Here is a 20,495-nt window from a genome sequence, read left to right as displayed (position 1 = left end):
CTCAATTTTTTCAAATTAGCCTATGACCTTTATACATTTAGTCTATTCGACCACGAATGGTATATAATCGATTTGTTTTAACGGATATTTTTTATAAAATTCTTCTGCATAATTTGCATCAGGATCGGCTATTTCATAAACTTTTTTATTTTTATAGCAAGTGCGTGTCCCCGACTCCCATTCACTACCTTCAATGAGTTTTAATTCGCCTTTGCTATATCTGTAAACCATATAATGTCCATCATGACAACTACCTGATCCCTCCTTTACTATAATTCCACCTTCGCAAAGATGATACATATTTCTGTATCCTCCACTCAAAACATGTAAAACCTTTCCGTTTCGAATAGTAAACAAATCATATATAGAAGAATCGCTCCAAGCATCTTGATCACGCCCGGAAGTAGTGCTCTGAACGCCCCCAAAAAGAAGCTCATCCACTCCATCACCATCAATATCCTCTTGTAAATATCCTAAGCTTTCCAAAACTGAATCATACATTTCTACCTCAAGACTCGTATCAGGAACAAAACACCATATCGATTCTTTATTTGCCTTTATGCCATTTATCATCTCATCATACAAATTATAATCAACTTCAACTGCTTCCTGCTTTTTCTCTGATACTTCAAAATCTGAATTTATATCAGTTGTATAATTTCTATTTTCTATGCCGATGTCTTCTTCAAGCACTTTTATGAATTCATCATAACCTAAAAATCCATCAAGTGCTTCATAATCAAGATTACTGTAACCATCAACCAATTTTTTTAATTCATCATCGCTCATGTTTTGATCGGTATAGTTGTAATATGTGTAGTTTTGCTCTTGTTCTTTATCCCATGGTATTGTAGAACACTTATAGTCACACTCATAGCCATACTCATCATGATATATATGGTCACATTCATTTGGTTCATAATGCAATAATTTATAATAGGTATCATAGCCATCGCCTTCCCATCTCCACATATTCCATCTTATAATTCCGTTTCCGGGAGAATATTCATATTCCTGATCGGCACAAAGCAATTCATTAACACATCCATTTTTATAATCGTAGAGCCAAACCGTGCGACCAAGTTTAGCTACTAATTCCATAGGACTATTGCCATCTATATCAACAAGTGCATATGACGGAGCTAAAAATGAATTATCTTCATTATCAGATTCATAAGCTTCAAGTTTAAACAATCTAGCCATCTGGCTATAGGCCTTTCTATAATCGCTATAATCACATGATAAGTTGTCTCCCAGTAACACAGATTTTAGCTTGCCCATTGAAAAATCATTGCCTCGTTGTTTTGCAATATTATCCATAATATTCCCAGCTTCAGATACATAGTAATTATAATCAGAATTAGCTTTACATAATAGGAATTTGAGCGCATCACCTGTGATTACAATATCTTTCCTGCCGTCGCAATCAAAATCAAAAAAGCTCATATCCGTGACACACTTCATATAGATGTCGGTATCTATAGTATCTATAACCTTATTATCTTTGATGATATCAATATAAGTATAAAGTCCTGTATAATGATCGTTATAATCTTTTTCAAGTTCATTATGAACTCGAATCTGCACCAAGCCATCATCTTTGACAAGTTCAGTCTCGACTGTCTGCTCATACAATTTATGCTCAATTTTTGAATTTTCAAGAGGCTGTTCAACCTTATCATTGTTTTTTACTGCCCCACATCCCGTGGCAAATACAAGTAAAAGTAGCGGTATTATTATGCGTAATCTCATTGTTTATCCTTAAAAGTTATCTTGTCAAAGTATCTGTACCAAACATTTCCTGAGTTTCCAGAATTTTCCGGCTTAACCGGAACTACTTAATTAGAAGCTGAAAGATAATAAGTTTTGTTAATATCAGGAGTGCCCTTAAAAGTACCACCTGTACCATCAAACATATGATACAGAATATCATCTGTCCTCACTCCTTCTCCAAATGATGGAATCCTATATTCGATATTGTATTCATCACTTTTTGTTTCTGAAATCTTGATACTTCTACAGTCACAAAACATACTATAATAACAACAGTCTGCAAGAGTGGTTGCCGGTAAATTGGGGGCTTCTGTCAATCCGCTACATCCAGCAAACATAAAAGCGTAACAGCCGTCTGCAAGAGTGATTGCCGGCAAATTTGGAGCTTCTGTCAATCCGCTACATCCATAAAACATACAATCGTAACACCAGTCTGCAAGAGTGGTTGCCGGTAAATTGGGGGCTTCTGTCAATCCGCTACATTCACTAAACATACCAAGGTAACAGTTGCCGGCAAGAGTGGTTGCCGGCAGTTCCGGTGCCCTCGTCAATCCGGTACATTCTTTAAACATCTCCATGTAACAGCTGTCTGTAAGAGTTGTCGCCGGCAAATTGGGGACTTCTGTCAATCCGCTACATCCACTAAACATTCCAACGTAACAGTTGTATGCAAGAGTAGTTCCCGGCAGTTCTGGTGTCCTCGTCAATCCGGTACATCCTTCAAACATACAAGCGTAACAGCCGTCTGCAAGAGTGGTTGCCGGCAGTTCTGGTGCCCTCGTCAATCCGGTACATTCACTAAACATATCCGAGTAACAGTAGCCGGCAAGAGTGGTTGCCGGCAAATTGAGGACTTCTGTCAATCCGCTACATCCACTAAACATTCCAACGTAACAGCCGCCTGCAAGAGTGGTTGCCGGCAAATTTGGAGCTTCTGTCAATCCGTTACATCCACTAAACATATCCAAGTAACAATAGTATGCAAGAGTGGTTGCCGGCAGCTCCGGCGCCGTTGTCAATACGGCACACTTCTCAAACATCTTACTGAAGCAATGATCATCCATTTTAGTTCCATCAGGATTATTGTAATCCAAAAGCATCCTTATATCACCGCTACAAGCCACTGTCCCATTCGTTGTGATATGCCATCCTTCAGGATCTATCCCGCTATCACAAGTTATCTTGTTATTACCACTTCCGCGTAAATAAAGCTTTTTATTTTTAGATGATATTTCCGAATCATCATCTCTGTTCCACACTGTCCAAGTAGTGCCATCTGTTGAATATTCCAGCGTACCATTCCATCCTTTAGTAGTACTAATAGTAAAATCCTGCGTTCCGGTAAATGTCAGATAATCATTAGTATTTACATGTACTGCCACGCTTATTCCCAGTATCATTACCAAAACAAATGTCAATGGTAGCAATACACTCAATATTCTTCTTACAATTTTGTCTTTCAGGCTCAAAAACTCATAACCTTCCTTTCCACTTACTTGACATCTAAAGTCTCATAAACATCTTTTTTATATCTGGTCTTTAATTCTCATTCCGGTAGTAAAAGCAAAGGGATAAACGAATTTTCTTTCAATTCCGTTATCGAATTCCACAGTAAATTTGGTCGGCACTTCATCATCATCCCAAGAAACATCTTTTATAATACCTTCTCCGTATTTTGTCTGAGTTATTCGTTCTCCGATTATAAGATTGTTCGGAACGTTCTCACCGGATGTTACGGGAACAGTTTTCTTTTTTTTAGGCGAAAGTTCGCCTGTGAACAATGATGGTGCATCATCATATTTAAGGATGGTCAGATTATCTTTTGCTCTGGTGATCCCAACGTAGAAAATACGTCGTTCTTCCTCGTAATCGCGCTTCTCCTGCGGTGTTGCACTCTTAAAGTTCTTGATTATCTTGCTTGGAAATACGCCATTTATCACATCCATTAGAACAACATTATCATATTCAAGCCCCTTACTGGAATGAATGGTCGAAAGAATAAGCTTTGCTTTGTAATCTTCTCTTTTTTCCGATAAGATATTGCGCAGCCGGTCAAGTCTGTCAAGAAAACCCGGAATTGTCTTTTCATTTTTTGCCAGCATTTCCAATATAAAGAGCTTGTTGGCAGAAATGTTGTTATCTTTTAGATAATCACCGTATCCCATATATTTATCTATACGATTAAGCGCTTTAGAAGGTGACTCCGAAGCCATGTTTCTAAAATGCGTTCTAAGAGACCTGACATTTCCGAGGACTCTCTTGTTTAAATCAATAGCCTCTGCCGCATCTAAAATACCGCTGTGCTTTGCATCCGCTATATGGCACATTTTTTCCGCATCCGGTTTACGCAGGTATGTCTGAAACTTGAAATAGACATTCATAAAAAGCGCAGAATCCGATGGATTAAGCGCAAATTTTAGTATATTGGTAACATCAACTACTACTCTGCTGGAAAAAAAAGACATATCAGCACTCTTTATTCTGTAAGAAAAATCCCCTCTCTCAAGAAGATCCACAAGCGGGAGAATACTCTCATTATCTCTGTAAAGAATTGCCATCTGAAAATCATTTGATCCGGACATTTCAAAAAGATACTTATATTGAGCGTGTCTGTTTTTTAATGTGACGTAACTTATTTCAGCTAAGGCGTCTCTTGCTGCACACATATGCTTTTTGTGGCGGTTAAAGTTCTTTTGTATAAAAAGATCTGCCGTCTCAACAATCTTTGCATTTGATCTGTAGTTTTTATCCATGACAAGAACTTTTGCACTGCTATGATCCTTTTCAAAGTTAAGAAGTGCATCCGGATATGCTGCTCTAAAGCCATAAATACTCTGGTCTTCATCTCCCACCATAAAAAGATTTCCGTTTTCCCCGGCAAGAAGTGAGATTATCATGTGCTGGCTTTTTGAAGTATCCTGTGCTTCATCTACACATATGTATTTGTATCTGTCCTTGAAAAAAGAAAGTAAATCTATAGAACTTTTGAGCATTCTATAGGCATAAATCATCTGATCGTCATAATCCATCAAACTTCTTGCTTTTAATTCCGCATTGTAAAGAGTATATATTTTCAGGAGGTCTAACCCTTCGTCTTTTCCGCGTTTTTTTATTTCTTCCTCTGTCAGCATCATATTCTTACAATATGTTATCAAAGTGCGAACATTCTTTATATCGCTTTCTGTCGGATACTCTTCCATTACCTTGGTATATATATCTGCGAGGATTTTTCCGGATATCTTTTCGTCCGTGATAAGATCAAATGGCTTTTTACCGATACGTCTTCCATATTCTCTTATGATTTCATAGCAGATTCCGTTTATCGTCCTAAATTCAAGTAAATTTGCGAAAGCTTTGCCAAATAAAGTTTCAAATCGCCTTGCCATATCCTTTGTTGCGGCAACAGTATAAGTAAGTGTAAGTATATTCTCAGGTCGTATTCCCTTTACATAGAGCATATAACCAAGACGATTTACGAGGACAGTTGTTTTACCGCTTCCCGGAACGGCAAGAAGTAGAACAAAGCCTTCAACCGATCTTATAGCTGCAATCTGCTCATTATTAAGATTCTGTCCGTATTTATCAATAAATTCTTTGTCTGTCATTACCTTTGTAATTTGCTCCAACTTTTTCTTACTTAACTCTGGTAAGTTCCGCATGTCCGTTCAATTCTTCATAAGGGATATCTATAGTATAAGCAGGGGTGTCAGCTGAGGCCGAACCTCCCCATCCAAATCCCAATGTTATGTAATCGTCATGATAACCAATAAATGAAGAATCAACAGGTTCAAAGGTAGCATCAGCATATGCTTCGTTATAAGCTTCAATTTCGGATTCATATGAGTAACGGTCAGGGCATTTGCGATAATCTTCTTTCACTTTTTCCGCAAACCACTCTTTAAATTCCGATTCGGTACCGGGATAGAAATTTTTTAAACTTATTTCTTCTGTCGTTGAAAGATCAAATACATAAATATTATCATGAGAAAATCCATGAGGTCCTCCGCCATACCACCAATGTTCCATCTCTATCACAAGAAAACTGGAATTATAAATATTTGCTTCCACTAAGTATTCTTCTCTGTCTGCACAAAAGTCCTGGTGGTATTCGCAATCGCTTTCATCTTCAATGTAACATTCAATTTCTGAATGGTCGTTTAGAAATTGATCTTTTTTCTTTTTGAGCATTTCATTGATTTTCGAAGTGTGTTCGGAATATCCGTCGTTTAATTGAAAAAGTTCATAACTACTATCTTGCACCTTATTGCCGCAGAATGGGCAGTTTGTTTCGCTATTATAGGGTATTACTGTTCCGATTTTGTATGCAGGGATAGAGTCAATGTGGCACTCTATATCAACTGCTTTTGATGTATCTTCGTATACGTCTATTCTATACCACTTAAGCTCAGCATTTTCAATGTCACAAGCGAATATATTACTGTTTATAATCTGATATTGGTAGTCGGAATATATATAAGTTCCAGGTTTTTCTTCGTATTTATATATCAGAGTTTCGGTCCCTTTTTCAAAATCATAAACGTAAAGAGAACCGTCATTTCCTTTGCCACGAAGGTAAAGTTTGTTGTCAGAAAATTGTATTATGGATTTATCTTCAATATTCAATATATGCTCTAGGCTTTTGGTCTTTAGATCATATGTGTAAATATCGTTTGCATATTCTATAGCATTAATGTCATTACTTGCCAAAATAATCTTATCTTTGTCGTAATAGATTATTCCACCTTTCTTGTCGTGCAACTCTTTAATTTCTTCCCTGGTCCCATCAGGAAAAATTTTGATATATTCTTTTTCTTTGTTATTGTATCTTGAACCAATAACAAATCCGAATTCATTAATTGCCCGAGAAATGGAAAAACCGGTGTATTGGGAATATACGCAATATGGAACTCGTGCTATTTCGTATTCGGTTGTGTAGTCCAATACCTTTTGTAAATTGATTTCTTCCGATACAAAAGAAAAATCATCCGCTATAGAAAAAGCATATTCGGTATTTTTATCAAGCATGCGGTCAAAGCCTAAATAAAGTTTACCGTTGTAATAATCGATGTAATTAGTGTATTCATCGCATATGATTTTTGCTGTTCTGCAATTGGCTATATCTAATGCGTAATAACCGTCGATGGAAGAACCAGCAGAATGAAACCTAAAGAACAGTATTCCGTTCATGAAATGATAGTCAAACAATGATTCATTGTCGAATCCTATGCCATTCTGTTCTAGTATGCTTTGTATTTTTTCAGATAAATTAATTTTTTTCTCGCCGTTTTTATCAATTAGATACATAGTATCTATAGAAGCTGATTTATCTTCGTAATAAACAGGGTAAAATAATACATCTTCAGAGGAATTGTTATTAGTTTTATTTTCAGAGCTTTTCGCCTGTGCTGGATTGTCCTGCTCTGTCTCAACCTTTGCCTCTGTCGTTTTACCACGGCAAGACGATAAACATAAAGTAAAAATGGTAAGTAAAAGTATCGATAATATTTTTCTTTTCAATTTTTCAAACTCTTTCTATTCACATCTGATTTTTCTTCGGAAACCGATTCGTCGGTCATACCTGTTCCGATGCCTACATTTTTATTTGAACCACATCCTGCGGTTATCAATATAATCAGCAAAGTAATGCTAATAGCTGCTATGTTTTTCTTTTTCATGTTATTTTCCTGTAATCTCATTGTTAATCCTTGAAAGGATGAAGCTGCAACTTTTGTTTATTATATTTACGCTCAAGCTCTTCACCCATAACATCATATTCTTTTTCAGTCAATTTACGTGCATTACCATCTTTATTGGCATAGTAGCAACGGCTTCCTACATTATCATCAGAATAATCCGCGTACGAAGAAATACACTCTAAAAATTGCAATTCTCCTTTACTGTATCTATAAAATCCTTTGTCCATTGACGAACCACTACCAAACTCATTTTCTATAGTTCCATCTTCGCAAAGATAGTACCTGTTTTTGCAATTTCCCTCAAATACATGTAGAAGCCTTCTGTTCCGAATAGTAAACAAATCGCATATATAATCATCACCACGCCATATATCAGGCTTATCATCCGGATCACCCGTTCCAAAAAGAAGCTCATCCACTCCGTCACCATCAATATCCTTTTGCAAATACCACATACTTTCTGCATTAGGATCATCTTTAGCATAAGAAGACAGCCCCTCTGAAAGCCCCAGATCCCATTCATCTACAATGTCATAGAGCAATTCCAACGATTCTTTTTTCATATTTGTTTTTAAGCTTTCAACAAACTCCTCATACAAGCTATAATCAATTTCAGTTGTTTCCTGCTTTTCTTCTATTTCTTCATTTTCAAGCTTTTTTATGAATTCATCAAAACTGAGATAACCGGAAAGATCTTCATAATCAAGGGCGCTGTAACCATCAACTAATTTTTTTAGTTCATCAACGCTCATTTCGTTCTCTGACCAGTTTTCATACCATGTTTTATATGCAATTTCAGATTCCGGAGAACTCATTTCCCATTCTTCGCCAGTAATTTCACCATCATCATCAAAATCATTGATATGACATTCTAAAAAGGCAACGCTATCCCCCTGTTCAAATCCTTCAAGTATCGGAATATACTCTTTGTAATAAACTGCAGTCGGCGAATTGCCGCCTAAATGCCGGATAATGCTCTTTCCGGGAGAATATTCATACTCTCTACTTGCAACCAAACCTAGAGTGCCAACCAAAAATTTGTGAGCGTAGCCTCCGTCATAGTTAAATGCAGCAACAACTCCTCCTGTACTTATTACAAGTTCAAGCGGCTCATTACCATCTATATCAACAAGGTCATACTTTACACCTTTTAATCCCGATTCAAATATTCTTGCGATAGAAGCATAGGCTTCCTTATAATCACCGGCTTCGCATGACCAGTCATCCGTTTCCAACATTTCCATAGCTCTATCTGATGACCAATAATTTCCAAGTATATCTTTTAATTCATTCATTGAAAAATCATCGTCTAAAGCCCCACTGATAATATCACCCACATTGCTCCATCTGGAAAATACATCGTAATGATATTCAGAATCAGATTCATACAGAAGAATTTTGGGTTCGGATCCTGAATAGCCAATTAGAGCAATATCTTTCATTTCATCATCATTAAAGTCAAAACAATCAATATCGGTAACTTTATCCAAATAGCGATATGTATTTATGGTTGCTTTGACTTCATTGTCTTTGATTATATCAATGTAGGTATAATTCTTTTTCTTGCCATGATCCATATAATCGTCATTATAAACACTGATCTGAGCACTTCCCTGATCTTGAACAAGCTCAGATTCTATTTCGATCAGTTTTTTATTTTGGGATTCACATGCGGTTGCAAGTATAAGTATAGAAAGCGGAAGTATTATTCGTAATCTCATTGTTTTTCCTTAAATAGATGAAGTTGAAACTTTGGTAAATTATATTTATGCTGAAGCTCTTCACCCATCTCAAAATACTCTTTTCTAGTCAATTCACGTTCCTTCGAAGAACTATCAGAATAGTAGATGTCCTCCTGATACTCACCCTTTTCCCTGTCAAAGATGGTAACATTATTATAAATACCTTCAATAAACTCCTGCTTTCCCGCTGTGTATTTAAAATATTCAGTACTATAATAGTCATCCGGATAATATATATCTTTTACAAAAACGCCGTCTTCATATAAAACATAGGACTCTCTTTCTGAAAGGCTTTCAAATACAGGAACAACTTTACCGTCTCTAATGGTATACATATTGTCAATATACACATCAGTTCCCAAAAGTAATTCGTCTACTCCGTCCCCATCAATATCCACTTGTAAATATCCAAAACTATCATTCTGTAAATGATACCACATGCAAGATGTAAACCATTCATACTTCTCCGCCCGATCAAAAAAAGTATCTTCATCAGATTCTTCCATTACATCCAGTAAGTTCTTTATATCTTCAATAAGCTCATCATACGAATTGTAATCTGCAATATACTTCTCTGATATAATTGGGGTGACCGAAGATTCTTCCGAAGCAGCATCTTCAGTGTTTGCGGTACTCTCTTCATTGCTTAAAACTATTGCTGCTTCGTCGGTCACGCCGGACTCGTTGTCTGAATTCTTATTTGAACCACATCCTGCGGTTATTAATAAAATCATCAATGCTATGCCAATAGTTGCTATAATTCTATTTCTTTTTAGTATTCTCATTATGTATCCTCATCCCGGTAGTAAATGCAAAGGGATATATGAATTTCCTTTCAATTCCGTTATCGAATTTTACAGTGAATTTGGTCGGCACTTCATCATCATCCCAAGAAACATCTGTTATAATGCCTTCTCCGTATTTTGTCTGAATTATTCGTTCTCCGATAATAAGATTGTCCGGAACATTTACGCCGGATGTAACGGGAACAGATTTCTTTTTTAGAAGCGGAGTCGGTTTTAACAAAACGTTTTCTACCTTTTTCGCATTTGCATGCGTTTTTGCCATATCCTTTTTTTTCTTGGGTGAAAGCTCACCTGTGAACATCGATGGTGCATCATCGTATTTAAGTATTGTCAGATTATCTTTTGCCCTGGTGATGCCCACATAAAAAATCCGGCGCTCCTCTTCGTAATCGCGCTTCTCTTGTGGTGTTGCGCTCTTAAAGTTCTTGATCATCTTGCCGGGAAATACGCCATTTATCACGTCCATCAGAACAACATTATCATATTCAAGCCCCTTGCTGGAGTGGATGGTCGAAAGAATAAGTTTTGCCTTATAATCTTCTCTCTTTTCCGTCAGTATCTTGCGAAGCAGGTCGAGCCTTTCAAGGAAACCGGGAATGGTCTTTTCTTTTTTTGCCAGCATCTTTAATATAAAGAGCTTATTTGTGGCAATGTTGTTATCTTTCAGATAATCACCATATCCCATATATTTATCAATACGATTAAGCGCTTTGACCGGAGGCTCCATAGCCATGTTTCTAAAATGTGTTCTGAGAGCCCTTACATTCCCTAGGACTCTCCCGTTTAGATCAATACTCTCTGCGGCATCCAAAATACCGATGTGCTTTCTGTCTGCTATATAGATCATTTTCTCTGCATCAGGTTTGCGAAGATATGTTTGGAACTTGAAGTAGATATTCATAAAAAGCGCAGGATCCGACGGATTTAACGCAAATTTCAGTATATTGGCAATATCAACCACTACTCTGTTTGAGAAAAAAGACATATCAGTACTTTTTATTCTATAAGAAAAATCTTCTCTCTCGAGAAGATCGATAAGCGGAATAATACTTTCGTTATCCCTGTAGAGAATCGCAAGCCCTGAATCACTTGCCCCGGCCATTTCAAAAAGATATTTATATTGCGAATCTCTGCTCTTTAATGTTACGTAGTTTATTTCTGAAGAAGCTTCTCTTTCTGCGCACATATGCTTATTGTGGCGGTTAAAGTTCTTTTGTATAAAAAGATCTGCCGTCTCAACAATCTTGGCATTTGATCTGTAGTTTTTATTCATTACAAGAACTCTTGCACCTCTATGGTCTTTTTCAAAATTAAGAAGTGCATCGGGGTATGCGGCTCTAAAACCGTAAATACTCTGGTCTTCATCTCCCACCATGAAAAGATTACCGTTTTCTCCGGCAAGAAGTGAGATTATCATATGCTGACTTTTTGAAGTATCCTGTGCTTCATCTACGCATACGTATTTATACCTGTTCTTGAAAAAAGAAAGCATCTCCGAAGAGCTTTTGAGCATTCTATAGGCATAGATCATCTGATCGTCATAATCCATCAAACTTCTTGCTTTTAATTCTGCATTGTAACGATCGTATATTTTAAAGAGGTCTAGTCCTTCGTCTTCTCCGCGCTTTTTTATCTCATCTTCCGTAAGAAGCATGTTCTTACAATATGTTATAAGAGTGCGAACATTCTTTATATCGCTTTCTGTGGGATACTCTTCCATTACTTCGGTATATATGTCAGTAAGGATTTTTCCGGATAACTTATCGTCCGTTATAAGATCAAAAGGCTTTTTGCCGATACGTCTTCCATATTCTCTTATTATTTCGTAGCAGATTCCATTAATTGTCCTAAATTCAAGTGAATTAGAGGAAGCTCTTCCAAATACAGATTCAAATCGTCTTGCCATATCCTTTGTTGCGGCAACGGTATAGGTAAGAGTGAGTATATTTTCAGGTCGTATTCCTTTTACATAGAGCATATATCCGAGACGATTTATAAGGACCGTTGTCTTGCCGCTTCCCGGAACTGCAAGAAGCAGAACGAAGCCCTCAACCGCTCTTACAGCTGCAATCTGCTCATTATTAAGTTTTTGTCCGTATTTATCAATAAATTCCTTGTCTGTCATTCTCCCCAAATCTCTACAAACTTGTCAAAATGCGGAAGTCTGAGCTTCATATATCCTCTTATTTCGTCGCTGACAAGATGTTTGTTTATCAATCTGCTCCTATAAACCGAATACGAAGCTGCATTCGCCATAAGTTTTTTAATATCTTCAGCTTTACCGTCTTTGGTCTTACATATGCATCTGACAACTTCTTTTTCACCGTTACTCAAAGATTTCCAGACAAGATCATATGAATCTCTAAACATTATCCTTTCAAATTCGGGAATAATATCGTTTAGTGTCTCATTCTTCTGTTTACCGAAATAAAGAGACCCAAGTACCTGATATGCATAAGCATATCCTTTGGTTTCCTCTTCGATTTTTTTTGCTTCCACAGCATCTATTTTCAACAGTTTCTGATACATGGCCGTAATATCATATTTGTTTAATCCCTTTATCTCAAGTTCATCTGCTCTCTTGAAAAAAGTAAGGTTTTTTTCTGATGAAAACTCCTCAATATTTTCAGCCAAACCTGTTACCAGCAAATAAATATGCATTCCTTCAAGTATCATCGAACCTATCATCGATAAAAGTCTGATCATTTCCGGCGTCTTGGAAATATCATCTACTCCAACCAGAACATTATATTTTTTCTTATTTGCTTCTGCTACCATCTTAGTAAGCATCGCTTCATCAGAATAAAAATGCTCATTATCGGAAACCTTTTTCCCGACACTTACCTCACCTTTACCCGAAGCCACATAAACATTTCCACTCGCCGAAACCGAAGAACTGACCTCAGTTACCCTACTCTTGGAATCTATAAAGCTCTCCATACTAAGTTTGGATATAAAAGTCTTAACAGCATCTCCTGCAGCAGAAAGAGGATATACAAGCCACTTCTTATTAGTTTTAAGCGCACGTATGACATTCCCGTATTCTACTGATTTGCCGGATCCCCTTATACCGGTTATCTTATAAACATATTTCGAGGACTCCTCGCTTGTAAAATTATTGATGATTTCATCCGCTATACATGTATCAATATAAGCCGCTCCTGCAATCCCCGGTGTTCTGGTAAACGGATCAACTCGCTTTTCCATCTTTCCTCCACTTTTATCTTTATACATTATCTTTTATCTTTTGTTATTATTATACTATATTTTTTATCTTTTGTTATCATATATTATATTTTGTTATCTTTCACACACTCTCACATCCAAAATGACAGCTGTTTCTTCATATAACCCTTTACATCCATTCCATAGATTTTCTTAAGTTCGTCGCCGTCAAGAAGCATCTCTTTTGCCCCTTTCATGGCTATCTTACCATCCTTCATAAAGATAAATTCATCGCCAATCTCAACCGCGGAATTTATGTCATGGAAGACACCGATAAGCGTGTGTCCGCTGTCCTTCTTCCACTCTTTCAAAAAATTTTCAAGTTCTGCCCTGTACTTAAGATCAAGGTGATTGGTCGGCTCGTCGAGTATGATTATAGGCGTCATCTGCGCCATTGTCCTTGCAAGAAGCATTCTCTGCATCTGTCCGCCCGAAAGACTGCTTATCTGGCGTTTTCTGAGATTTTTTAAGCCGTTCTTTTCTATGCACTCGGCAACTATCTCTCTGTCCCTTTTCCCGGGGATTCCGAGGAAATTGTCAGCGTACAGGTACCTTCCAAGCATCACTGCTTCTTCAACCGTATATGAAAAGTAAATCTGTGAGATCTGGCTCAGCATAGCCATCTTGGATGCAATCTCTTTTCGCTTAAGCATTGAAACCTGCTTACCTTCAAGACTTATACTACCCTCATACGGAAGCATTCCCGAAAGCGCCCTTAGAAGCGTCGTCTTGCCGCATCCGTTTGCTCCGAGGATGCAATAGCTCTTGCCCTCTTCGATATCAAGATTTATCCCGTTCAGCACCGGATTTTCGGAAGGTGTTTTACCGTATCCGCATACGACATTTTCACAACGAATCAGCATAGTTCACTCCCTCCCCTTGAAATAGATCCAGACAAATACAGGAACACCGATTATCGCGGTGACCGCACCGACAGGAATTTCCCTCGGCGCCATTATCGTCCTCGAAACCATGTCGGCAAGCGCCATAAATACACCGCCGAGAAGCATCGACATCGGAAGCACCACGCTGTGCTTTGCGCCAAATATCTTTCGCACAATCTGAGGAATCGTAAGGTCGACAAAACCTATAATTCCCGAAAAGCATACAGCCGCACCCGTAAGGAAAGATGCTATCGCAAGAAGCATTGTCTTTTTCCTCTTAATATCGACGCCTATGCTCATCGCCTGCTCTTCGCCAAAAGTCATGATATCCAGTTCTCTGTGGAAAAAGATAAGGAGAAATCCTCCGATCAAAGTACAGATGCAAAGTGCGGCAACATGAACCCATCTTTTCCCCGAAAAAGAGCCCATCTGCCACATGATAAGTCTCTGCACGTGCTCGCTCGACATTGTGCTAAGTATCGTGAGCATCGCATTTACAAAGAGCGAAAAAACCATACCGAACAGGATCAAAGTGTTGTTTTGCATATTTCTGTCAATCCTTGCCGCAAAAGCTATCACGAGAAACACCGTAAGAAGTCCCGCACCAAAGCCTGCTGCCGGAAGAAGGAAATAACCAAGCACACTCCCCGCCGCTCCGGTTATAATCACAACTGCCGCTCCAAGCGAAGCTCCCGCCGAAACGCCCATTGTATAAGACGATGCCAAAGGATTCTGAAGCACCGCCTGCATCACGGCTCCGCTCAGTGACAGCGCCGCTCCCGCAAAAAATGCGCAGAAAACCCTCGGCATCCTAATTTCCCACAAGATGGAAACATTTGAAACATTCACCGTATCCGGAAGCGCCCTGCCAAACATCTTATGTGCAAGAATATCGGCCATCTCACGCACAGAAAGAAGAACGCTTCCCGCGCATATACACAACGCCAGCGATATAGCCGTGATCAATATGATAAAAAAGATTTTTCTTATCTGCTTTTTTGTATCCATATTTTATGCTGCGGGCTTTTCCTCTTCTGCATCGTCATTTGCGAAAGGATCTTTCAGATCCTTATATACTTCGGGATAAACAACCTTCGCCATCTCGATCATAGCGCTCACCACATGGTGGTTCGGTCTGTTTACAGTATCATTGTCTATCTGATAAACCGCCTTGTTCTTGATGGCTGTTACATTCTCCCAGCCGCTCATTCCAAGAAGCACGTTTATAACATCATCTGTATACATATCTGCAGTGAGGATAACCTGAGGGTCCATCGCGATGGCCGCTTCTTCTGTGAGCGCCGGCCAGTCATCCTTTTCTTTTCCCGCAACATTCTCAGCACCGATAAGCTCGATCATCTCGGTGATATATGTGCCCGAACCTGCAGTGTAGATCGTGGGTGACTCCGCAGATGGTGTAAAGAGCTCGAAAAGAACCGTCTTCTTCTGGTCATCCTTTATATTCATTGATGCAGCTGTAATATCAGCGATGGTATCTTGCATTTTAGATACAAGCTCTTTGGCCTCATCACTCTTTTTTACAATGTCTCCGATGAAAAGAATATCCTCTTCAATGTCTGCTATGCTTGCACTGCTTGGGATATCGCACACGCAGATTCCCGCTTCTTTTACCGAAGCAAATACATCATCGCCGTGGCTTGCGCTCATTCCTGTCGTAAAAACAATGTCGGCGTTCAGCGAAACAATCTTTTCCTGATCCGGTGTCATCATGTCAAACTGAGGAATATCGGCCTTGAGATCTGCAGAATAGCTGGCAAAAGAATACGTATCACATGCTATTATTTTGTCGCCAAGTCCAAGGTCGATGAGAATCTGTGTTGTAGACGGTGCCATAGATATTATAGTATCGACACTTCCCGGAACAGTTATCGGATTGCCGCTTCTGTCGGTCGTTCCGGCCTGCGACGCAGCTTCCGAAGTTATATCCGATGCGCTTTCTCCCAAACTGTCTGCCGCACCGGACTCGGCGCTTGATTCTGCGCCTGCTTCCTGCGCACCTTTATTTGCGCATCCAAATACTCCGGTACACATCATCGTGAGCACCAGTGCCAATTCCAAAAATCTCTTTTTCATAGTTTCTCCCCTTTTTATGCTTTATTAAAGGGGCAAAAAATAACTTTTCGCCCCTAAATATCATTATTATTAAAGTAATTTGATAAGCTTATCCACAACGCCCTTCATGCGTTCATCCGAAAGTCCGAAGTCCATTTCTTTGTAGCTCCAAGCCGCACGTCCGATTCCGTATTTATCGAAGCATCCGCAGATGTCCTTGTACCACTTAAGTGCGTCCTCAGGACTTGCCTTATCAATAACTCCGTATTCTCCGCAGTAGAGCTGAACGTTTCTTTCTTCCGCGATCTTAACGGCCTCTGCAAGATAATCATCAAAGTACTTCGCACTTATCAACTCCTGCTTGTCATATGATGACATATCACCTGTTATGTGATCAAGCTCTCTGTCGTTATTCTCGATATATGTGCCGTACGTAGAATCATAAGGCATTCTGAAATCGTCATTCATTTTCTCAATCCAGTGCGCGCCCTGATGTGTGAAAATAAGCGGCTCATAGCAATGGAAGTTATAAACAATGTTTTCATCGTAAGGAGCAGCAAGATCTTTGAGCGCCTCAATACTGTTGTTGTAATATCCGCCTACAAGGATCTTTACCTTCGGTGCAATCTTTCTTATTCTTCTGATGCACTCGTAAGAAATATCGTTCCATTTTTCGCAATACTCTTTTTTGGTAACTTCGTTAAGAAGCTCAAAAGCAAGCATATCTGCGTTCTTGCCAAATCTCTGTGCAAACTGCTCCCAGAGCTTATAGAATCTGTCCTGATATTTTACATTGTCAAAAAAGCCTGATTCATTCTCGCCATCATCAAAGCTGTAACCAAATGTCTTATGAAGATCGAGAACCACATTAAGTCCAAGCTTCTTGCAAGTTTCGATTGCTCTCTGTATATATGCGAAACCGTCCTCTATATAGTTTCCGGCTTCATCCTCAACAAGTTCATAGTCAACAGGGATTCTTATGTGATCGAGCCCCCATGACTTTATTACCTTAAAATCATCTTCCGTAATGAAATTATCATATCTTTCCTTAGTATGATTGCACTGTGAAAGCCATCCCCCAAGGTTAATTCCATGCATATAGCCTTTGAATTTTTTCATTTTGTAACCTCCACCATGTTTTTGTTACCCCAATTTTTGACTCTTGTATATAATACCATAGCTATGTGGTTCTAAGGAATACCGCTCATTACATAACGCCAATTATCTTTTCTGCCAGCATCAGTCCTGCGATTGTGTCGTTTACTTTAATCTTGTTTGACATACACATATCAACTGCTTCCACTTATCCATGTTGTCCCTCCTCACCTTCTACTTTTCTTTCTCCACAAAAGGTATAACTTTAAGCTTATGATACCTGTAGCTATCCAAAGATTCTTCATATTTAGAAGCAATGCTATCATCTTCAAAAGAATTGTAATCATCTTCCGAATAGTTTACTGTGTAAACCTCCTGTCCATCTTTATAGTAAGTTCTAGTACCGTTGTCCCAGTAAACACCTTCTATGAGTTCCATTTCTCCTTTGTTGTATCTGTAGAACATCAGGTCTCCAGTGGCTGCACCGCCTGAACCTATATTCGCTATTACTCCGTCACCGCATATGTAATAACGATTTCTACACCAACCTTCAATGACATGCAGCAGTTTTCCATCCCGAATAGTGAACAAATCATAAATCTGACCGTCATTATTATAGAACCAAGGCTCACCACTTTCCGTAGTATCCGGGCTCGTGGTTCCCAGAATCAACTCATCAACTCCGTCGCCGTCAATATCGGTTTGCAGATATCCCGCCGTAATACCATAATCATCGTTTATGTAATGATACAATTCATCTGAAAGCTCATGTTTCTCAACATAGTCATAAAGGGAATCCCCAGATTCCTCTGAAATCTCTGTCTTTAGTCTACAAATAAAATCATCGTATACGCCATAATCGACATCCGTTGTTTCCTGCGGTTTTTCATCAAAAAACTCTGTATTATCAAGTTTAGTCCAACTTACGCACTCCCCGTTTTTAATTTCCTCCGTTAGCCCCGCTTCCTTTTCTTTTGCCGCTATCAATCCATCAAACTCGTCAACAGTGCACAACTTAAGTCCTTTTTGGTCAAAAAACTCTCTGAAACGGCGCGCTTCCTCAAACGCATTCGAACTGCCAATATCTGCAGAAGCATCATGTTTACTCGACTTCAGGCTCTTAACATAATAATGTGTGAAACAATGTCCGGTCATAGTACCACAATATATGTCATCAGCCTTATTATCCGGGGTATCATTCAGATCGGCCCAATAAATCTCATATCCATCGGCATGAATTTTCCCCTTTGGTAAATATCCATATTTATCATCCGAATCATCCGTTTTAGGCTCATCCTTTTTTTCTCTGATATCCAACGTTTCACCATTATAAACAAAAGGGTATTCCTCTGTGCCAACCTTTGAATCCGAAGAAATATAATGATTATTTCCTGAAGCGTCAATGTAATCCCTTCTTTCTTCGTGCAAAAAATCATCAGAGCTTTCGATATACCCATACTCATTAACATTAAATTGCCCGTCATAATCAGGATTGCATTTAATATTATTTCCGTATACCGTCTTTAAATGTCCGTCAATTTCCTTAATTACCAAGCACTCTTTAAACCATGTTGTCCCCATCATATTCACATCAAGCGCAAGTTCCTCATTGCCGTCTTTTCCGCAATCGACATATGCATATTCAGTCCATTCAAGCGTCACATAAAAATCGTCAACGGCATTGCAAGAATCGCGGACAGCCCTAACAACTTCCGATAATGTCAGCTCCTTGCCTTCCGCATTTTTTAAAGAAAAGACTTTTCCTACATCACCGCTGCAATCTATAAGGACTTTTTCTTCGTTCCCAAGAAATCTTTTATATATGTCTGCGTGTTCTTTTTCCTCTGCTGCCTCTGTGTCGTTTGCGACCGTCTCCGCTGAATCCATGGTCTGTTGTGCTTTTTCTCCGGAGCACGCTGTCATGGTCAAAAGACATAACGCCAACGGAACTATTTTGCCTAATCTCATCTTGTCTACTTCTCTTTCTCAATAATAGGTATATAATCAATCTTTTGATACTTGTACTTAGCAAAATCAGGAGAATCAAAAGAGTACATTATAGCCGCTGCAATCTATTAGGACTTTTTCTTCGTTTTTAAGAAACCTATCATATATGGCTGCGTGCTCTTTTTCCCCGGAAACCATGTCTTCTGCCACCTGTGCACCGGTTCCATATGTTTCTGCTGCCTTGATTTGTTTTGTATTTATACCGAAACATTCCGCCACTGTTAAAAGACATAACAATGACGGAAGTATATTTTTTATCCTCATATTCATAATCTCCGCATCAGTGATTATACAGAATAAATGTGTCTACAATGTAAAATGAAAAACATTTCGCAAAAAACAGCTCACCTTATAAATAATAAGATGAGCTGAATATTTTATTTCATATCAGAAAACGCTGATCAAATAAACATTTTCTTATTTCTTTTCAAACTTATTTGACTTGAACACAAGGTTGTCGCCGGATTTTTCAAATGTAATGACTCTGTCCGGCTGTTTATCATCAAAATTTTCAGTATCGGGATGGAATTTAAGTGTATAGGTGTCACCTGCCTTAGTTCCCGATACAAATTTACCTTCAAACAATGGTGAATCATCTCCCCACGGATTAGCACCTATAAGAAATACATCATATTTCTCGTTATATCCCCAAGAAGGAACATCCTTCGCATCAACAGTAATATCAAGTCCTGTATGTTCTTTGATAAACTTGGTAATCTCTGTTCTCTTTACGGCAGTTTCTACAATAAAGCCATCTATATCAGTTGTACCATATAATTCCATCTTTTCTTCATCAGGAAGTTTACCTTCATCTTCGGTCAGTCCATCAACACGGTACGCTATGACCTGATCCCATTTTATTTCTTCGGGGCTGTTGTATTCAGGCCAAAGAAAACCAAAATATCCGTGTAAGTCATCAACAAACATCTTTGTAAATGTGCTGAGTTCCTCATCAGATACAGGCTCGCCTACTGCCTTTGCTGCTTCAACAGCCGCTGCTTCCGCTTCTGCCTCTGTTGTTTTCTCAGTAGTTTCGGTAGACGCAGCCTCAGCTTCAACACTTGCATCATCCGATGCCGACTCTTCCTGCGTTCCCAATGCTTCAGTAATTTTTTCTGTAGAAATAGGCGTACATCCCGTAATTGCCATTGTAGTTGCCAATATCATCATTGCTCTCTTAATTTTCATTTTTCA

16 protein-coding genes are annotated in these 20,495 nt (G+C 38.7%); all 16 read right to left on the bottom strand.

The genetic code is table 11. From position 1 onward, the window contains the following. Positions 1-42: 42 nt before the first annotated feature. Positions 43-1,752, bottom strand: a complete 1,710-nt coding sequence (locus BM398_RS09115) for a hypothetical protein (RefSeq protein WP_092337405.1) — start codon at positions 1,750-1,752, stop codon at positions 43-45. Positions 1,753-1,838: 86 nt separating this feature from the next. Beyond that, on the bottom strand, positions 1,839-3,155 hold the full coding sequence (locus BM398_RS09110; protein ID WP_175531897.1) for a hypothetical protein: 1,317 nt from the start codon (positions 3,153-3,155) through the stop codon (positions 1,839-1,841). A gap of 144 nt (positions 3,156-3,299) precedes the next feature. Next, positions 3,300-5,378 (bottom strand): ATP-dependent helicase, encoded by a 2,079-nt coding sequence (locus BM398_RS09105; RefSeq protein WP_175531896.1) that lies wholly within the window; start codon positions 5,376-5,378, stop codon positions 3,300-3,302. Positions 5,379-5,406: 28 nt separating this feature from the next. Then, entirely contained in the window at positions 5,407-7,290 is a 1,884-nt protein-coding gene (locus tag BM398_RS09100; protein WP_092337403.1) for a WD40 repeat domain-containing protein, read from the bottom strand. After that, positions 7,287-7,448: a hypothetical protein gene (locus tag BM398_RS17135; RefSeq protein WP_175531895.1), complete on the bottom strand. Its 162-nt coding sequence runs from the start codon at positions 7,446-7,448 to the stop codon at positions 7,287-7,289. The genes BM398_RS09100 and BM398_RS17135 overlap by 4 nt, the downstream gene beginning before the upstream one ends. Before the next feature lie 23 nt (positions 7,449-7,471). Then, positions 7,472-9,190: a hypothetical protein gene (locus BM398_RS09095; protein WP_092337402.1), complete on the bottom strand. Its 1,719-nt coding sequence runs from the start codon at positions 9,188-9,190 to the stop codon at positions 7,472-7,474. Next, positions 9,187-9,996 (bottom strand): hypothetical protein, encoded by an 810-nt coding sequence (locus BM398_RS09090; protein WP_092337401.1) that lies wholly within the window; start codon positions 9,994-9,996, stop codon positions 9,187-9,189. The genes BM398_RS09095 and BM398_RS09090 overlap by 4 nt, the downstream gene beginning before the upstream one ends. After that, positions 9,974-12,142, bottom strand: a complete 2,169-nt coding sequence (locus BM398_RS09085) for an ATP-dependent helicase (RefSeq protein WP_092337400.1) — start codon at positions 12,140-12,142, stop codon at positions 9,974-9,976. The genes BM398_RS09090 and BM398_RS09085 overlap by 23 nt, the downstream gene beginning before the upstream one ends. Then, the gene (locus tag BM398_RS09080) at positions 12,139-13,224 is read right to left on the bottom strand and encodes a hypothetical protein (RefSeq protein WP_092337399.1); all 1,086 of its coding nucleotides are present in this window, start codon (positions 13,222-13,224) and stop codon (positions 12,139-12,141) included. Before BM398_RS09080 ends, BM398_RS09085 begins: the two co-directional genes overlap by 4 nt. A 110-nt stretch (positions 13,225-13,334) precedes the next feature. Continuing rightward, positions 13,335-14,105, bottom strand: coding sequence for an ABC transporter ATP-binding protein (locus tag BM398_RS09075; RefSeq protein ID WP_026654059.1), 771 nt, complete (start codon positions 14,103-14,105; stop codon positions 13,335-13,337). A 3-nt stretch (positions 14,106-14,108) separates the two neighbouring features. Beyond that, positions 14,109-15,134 carry a FecCD family ABC transporter permease gene (locus BM398_RS09070; RefSeq protein WP_092337398.1) on the bottom strand — a complete coding sequence of 342 codons (1,026 nt, stop codon included), beginning with the start codon at positions 15,132-15,134 and terminating at the stop codon, positions 14,109-14,111. 3 nt (positions 15,135-15,137) lie between these two features. Further along, positions 15,138-16,220, bottom strand: coding sequence for an ABC transporter substrate-binding protein (locus BM398_RS09065; protein ID WP_092337397.1), 1,083 nt, complete (start codon positions 16,218-16,220; stop codon positions 15,138-15,140). A gap of 69 nt (positions 16,221-16,289) precedes the next feature. Beyond that, positions 16,290-17,318: a glycoside hydrolase family 5 protein gene (locus tag BM398_RS09060; RefSeq protein WP_026654056.1), complete on the bottom strand. Its 1,029-nt coding sequence runs from the start codon at positions 17,316-17,318 to the stop codon at positions 16,290-16,292. Positions 17,319-17,528: 210 nt separating this feature from the next. Further along, the gene (locus BM398_RS09055; protein WP_139233802.1) at positions 17,529-19,262 is read right to left on the bottom strand and encodes a hypothetical protein; all 1,734 of its coding nucleotides are present in this window, start codon (positions 19,260-19,262) and stop codon (positions 17,529-17,531) included. Between the two features lie 75 nt (positions 19,263-19,337). Next, entirely contained in the window at positions 19,338-19,565 is a 228-nt protein-coding gene (locus BM398_RS09050) for a hypothetical protein (protein ID WP_092337395.1), read from the bottom strand. Between the two features lie 153 nt (positions 19,566-19,718). Beyond that, entirely contained in the window at positions 19,719-20,489 is a 771-nt protein-coding gene (locus tag BM398_RS09045; RefSeq protein ID WP_092337394.1) for a hypothetical protein, read from the bottom strand. Positions 20,490-20,495 lie beyond the last annotated feature (6 nt).

The sequence above is a fragment of the Butyrivibrio sp. M55 genome (assembly GCF_900116865.1).
GTDB lineage: Bacteria > Bacillota > Clostridia > Lachnospirales > Lachnospiraceae > Butyrivibrio.
This window is presented reverse-complemented; position numbering and strand designations above follow the sequence as displayed.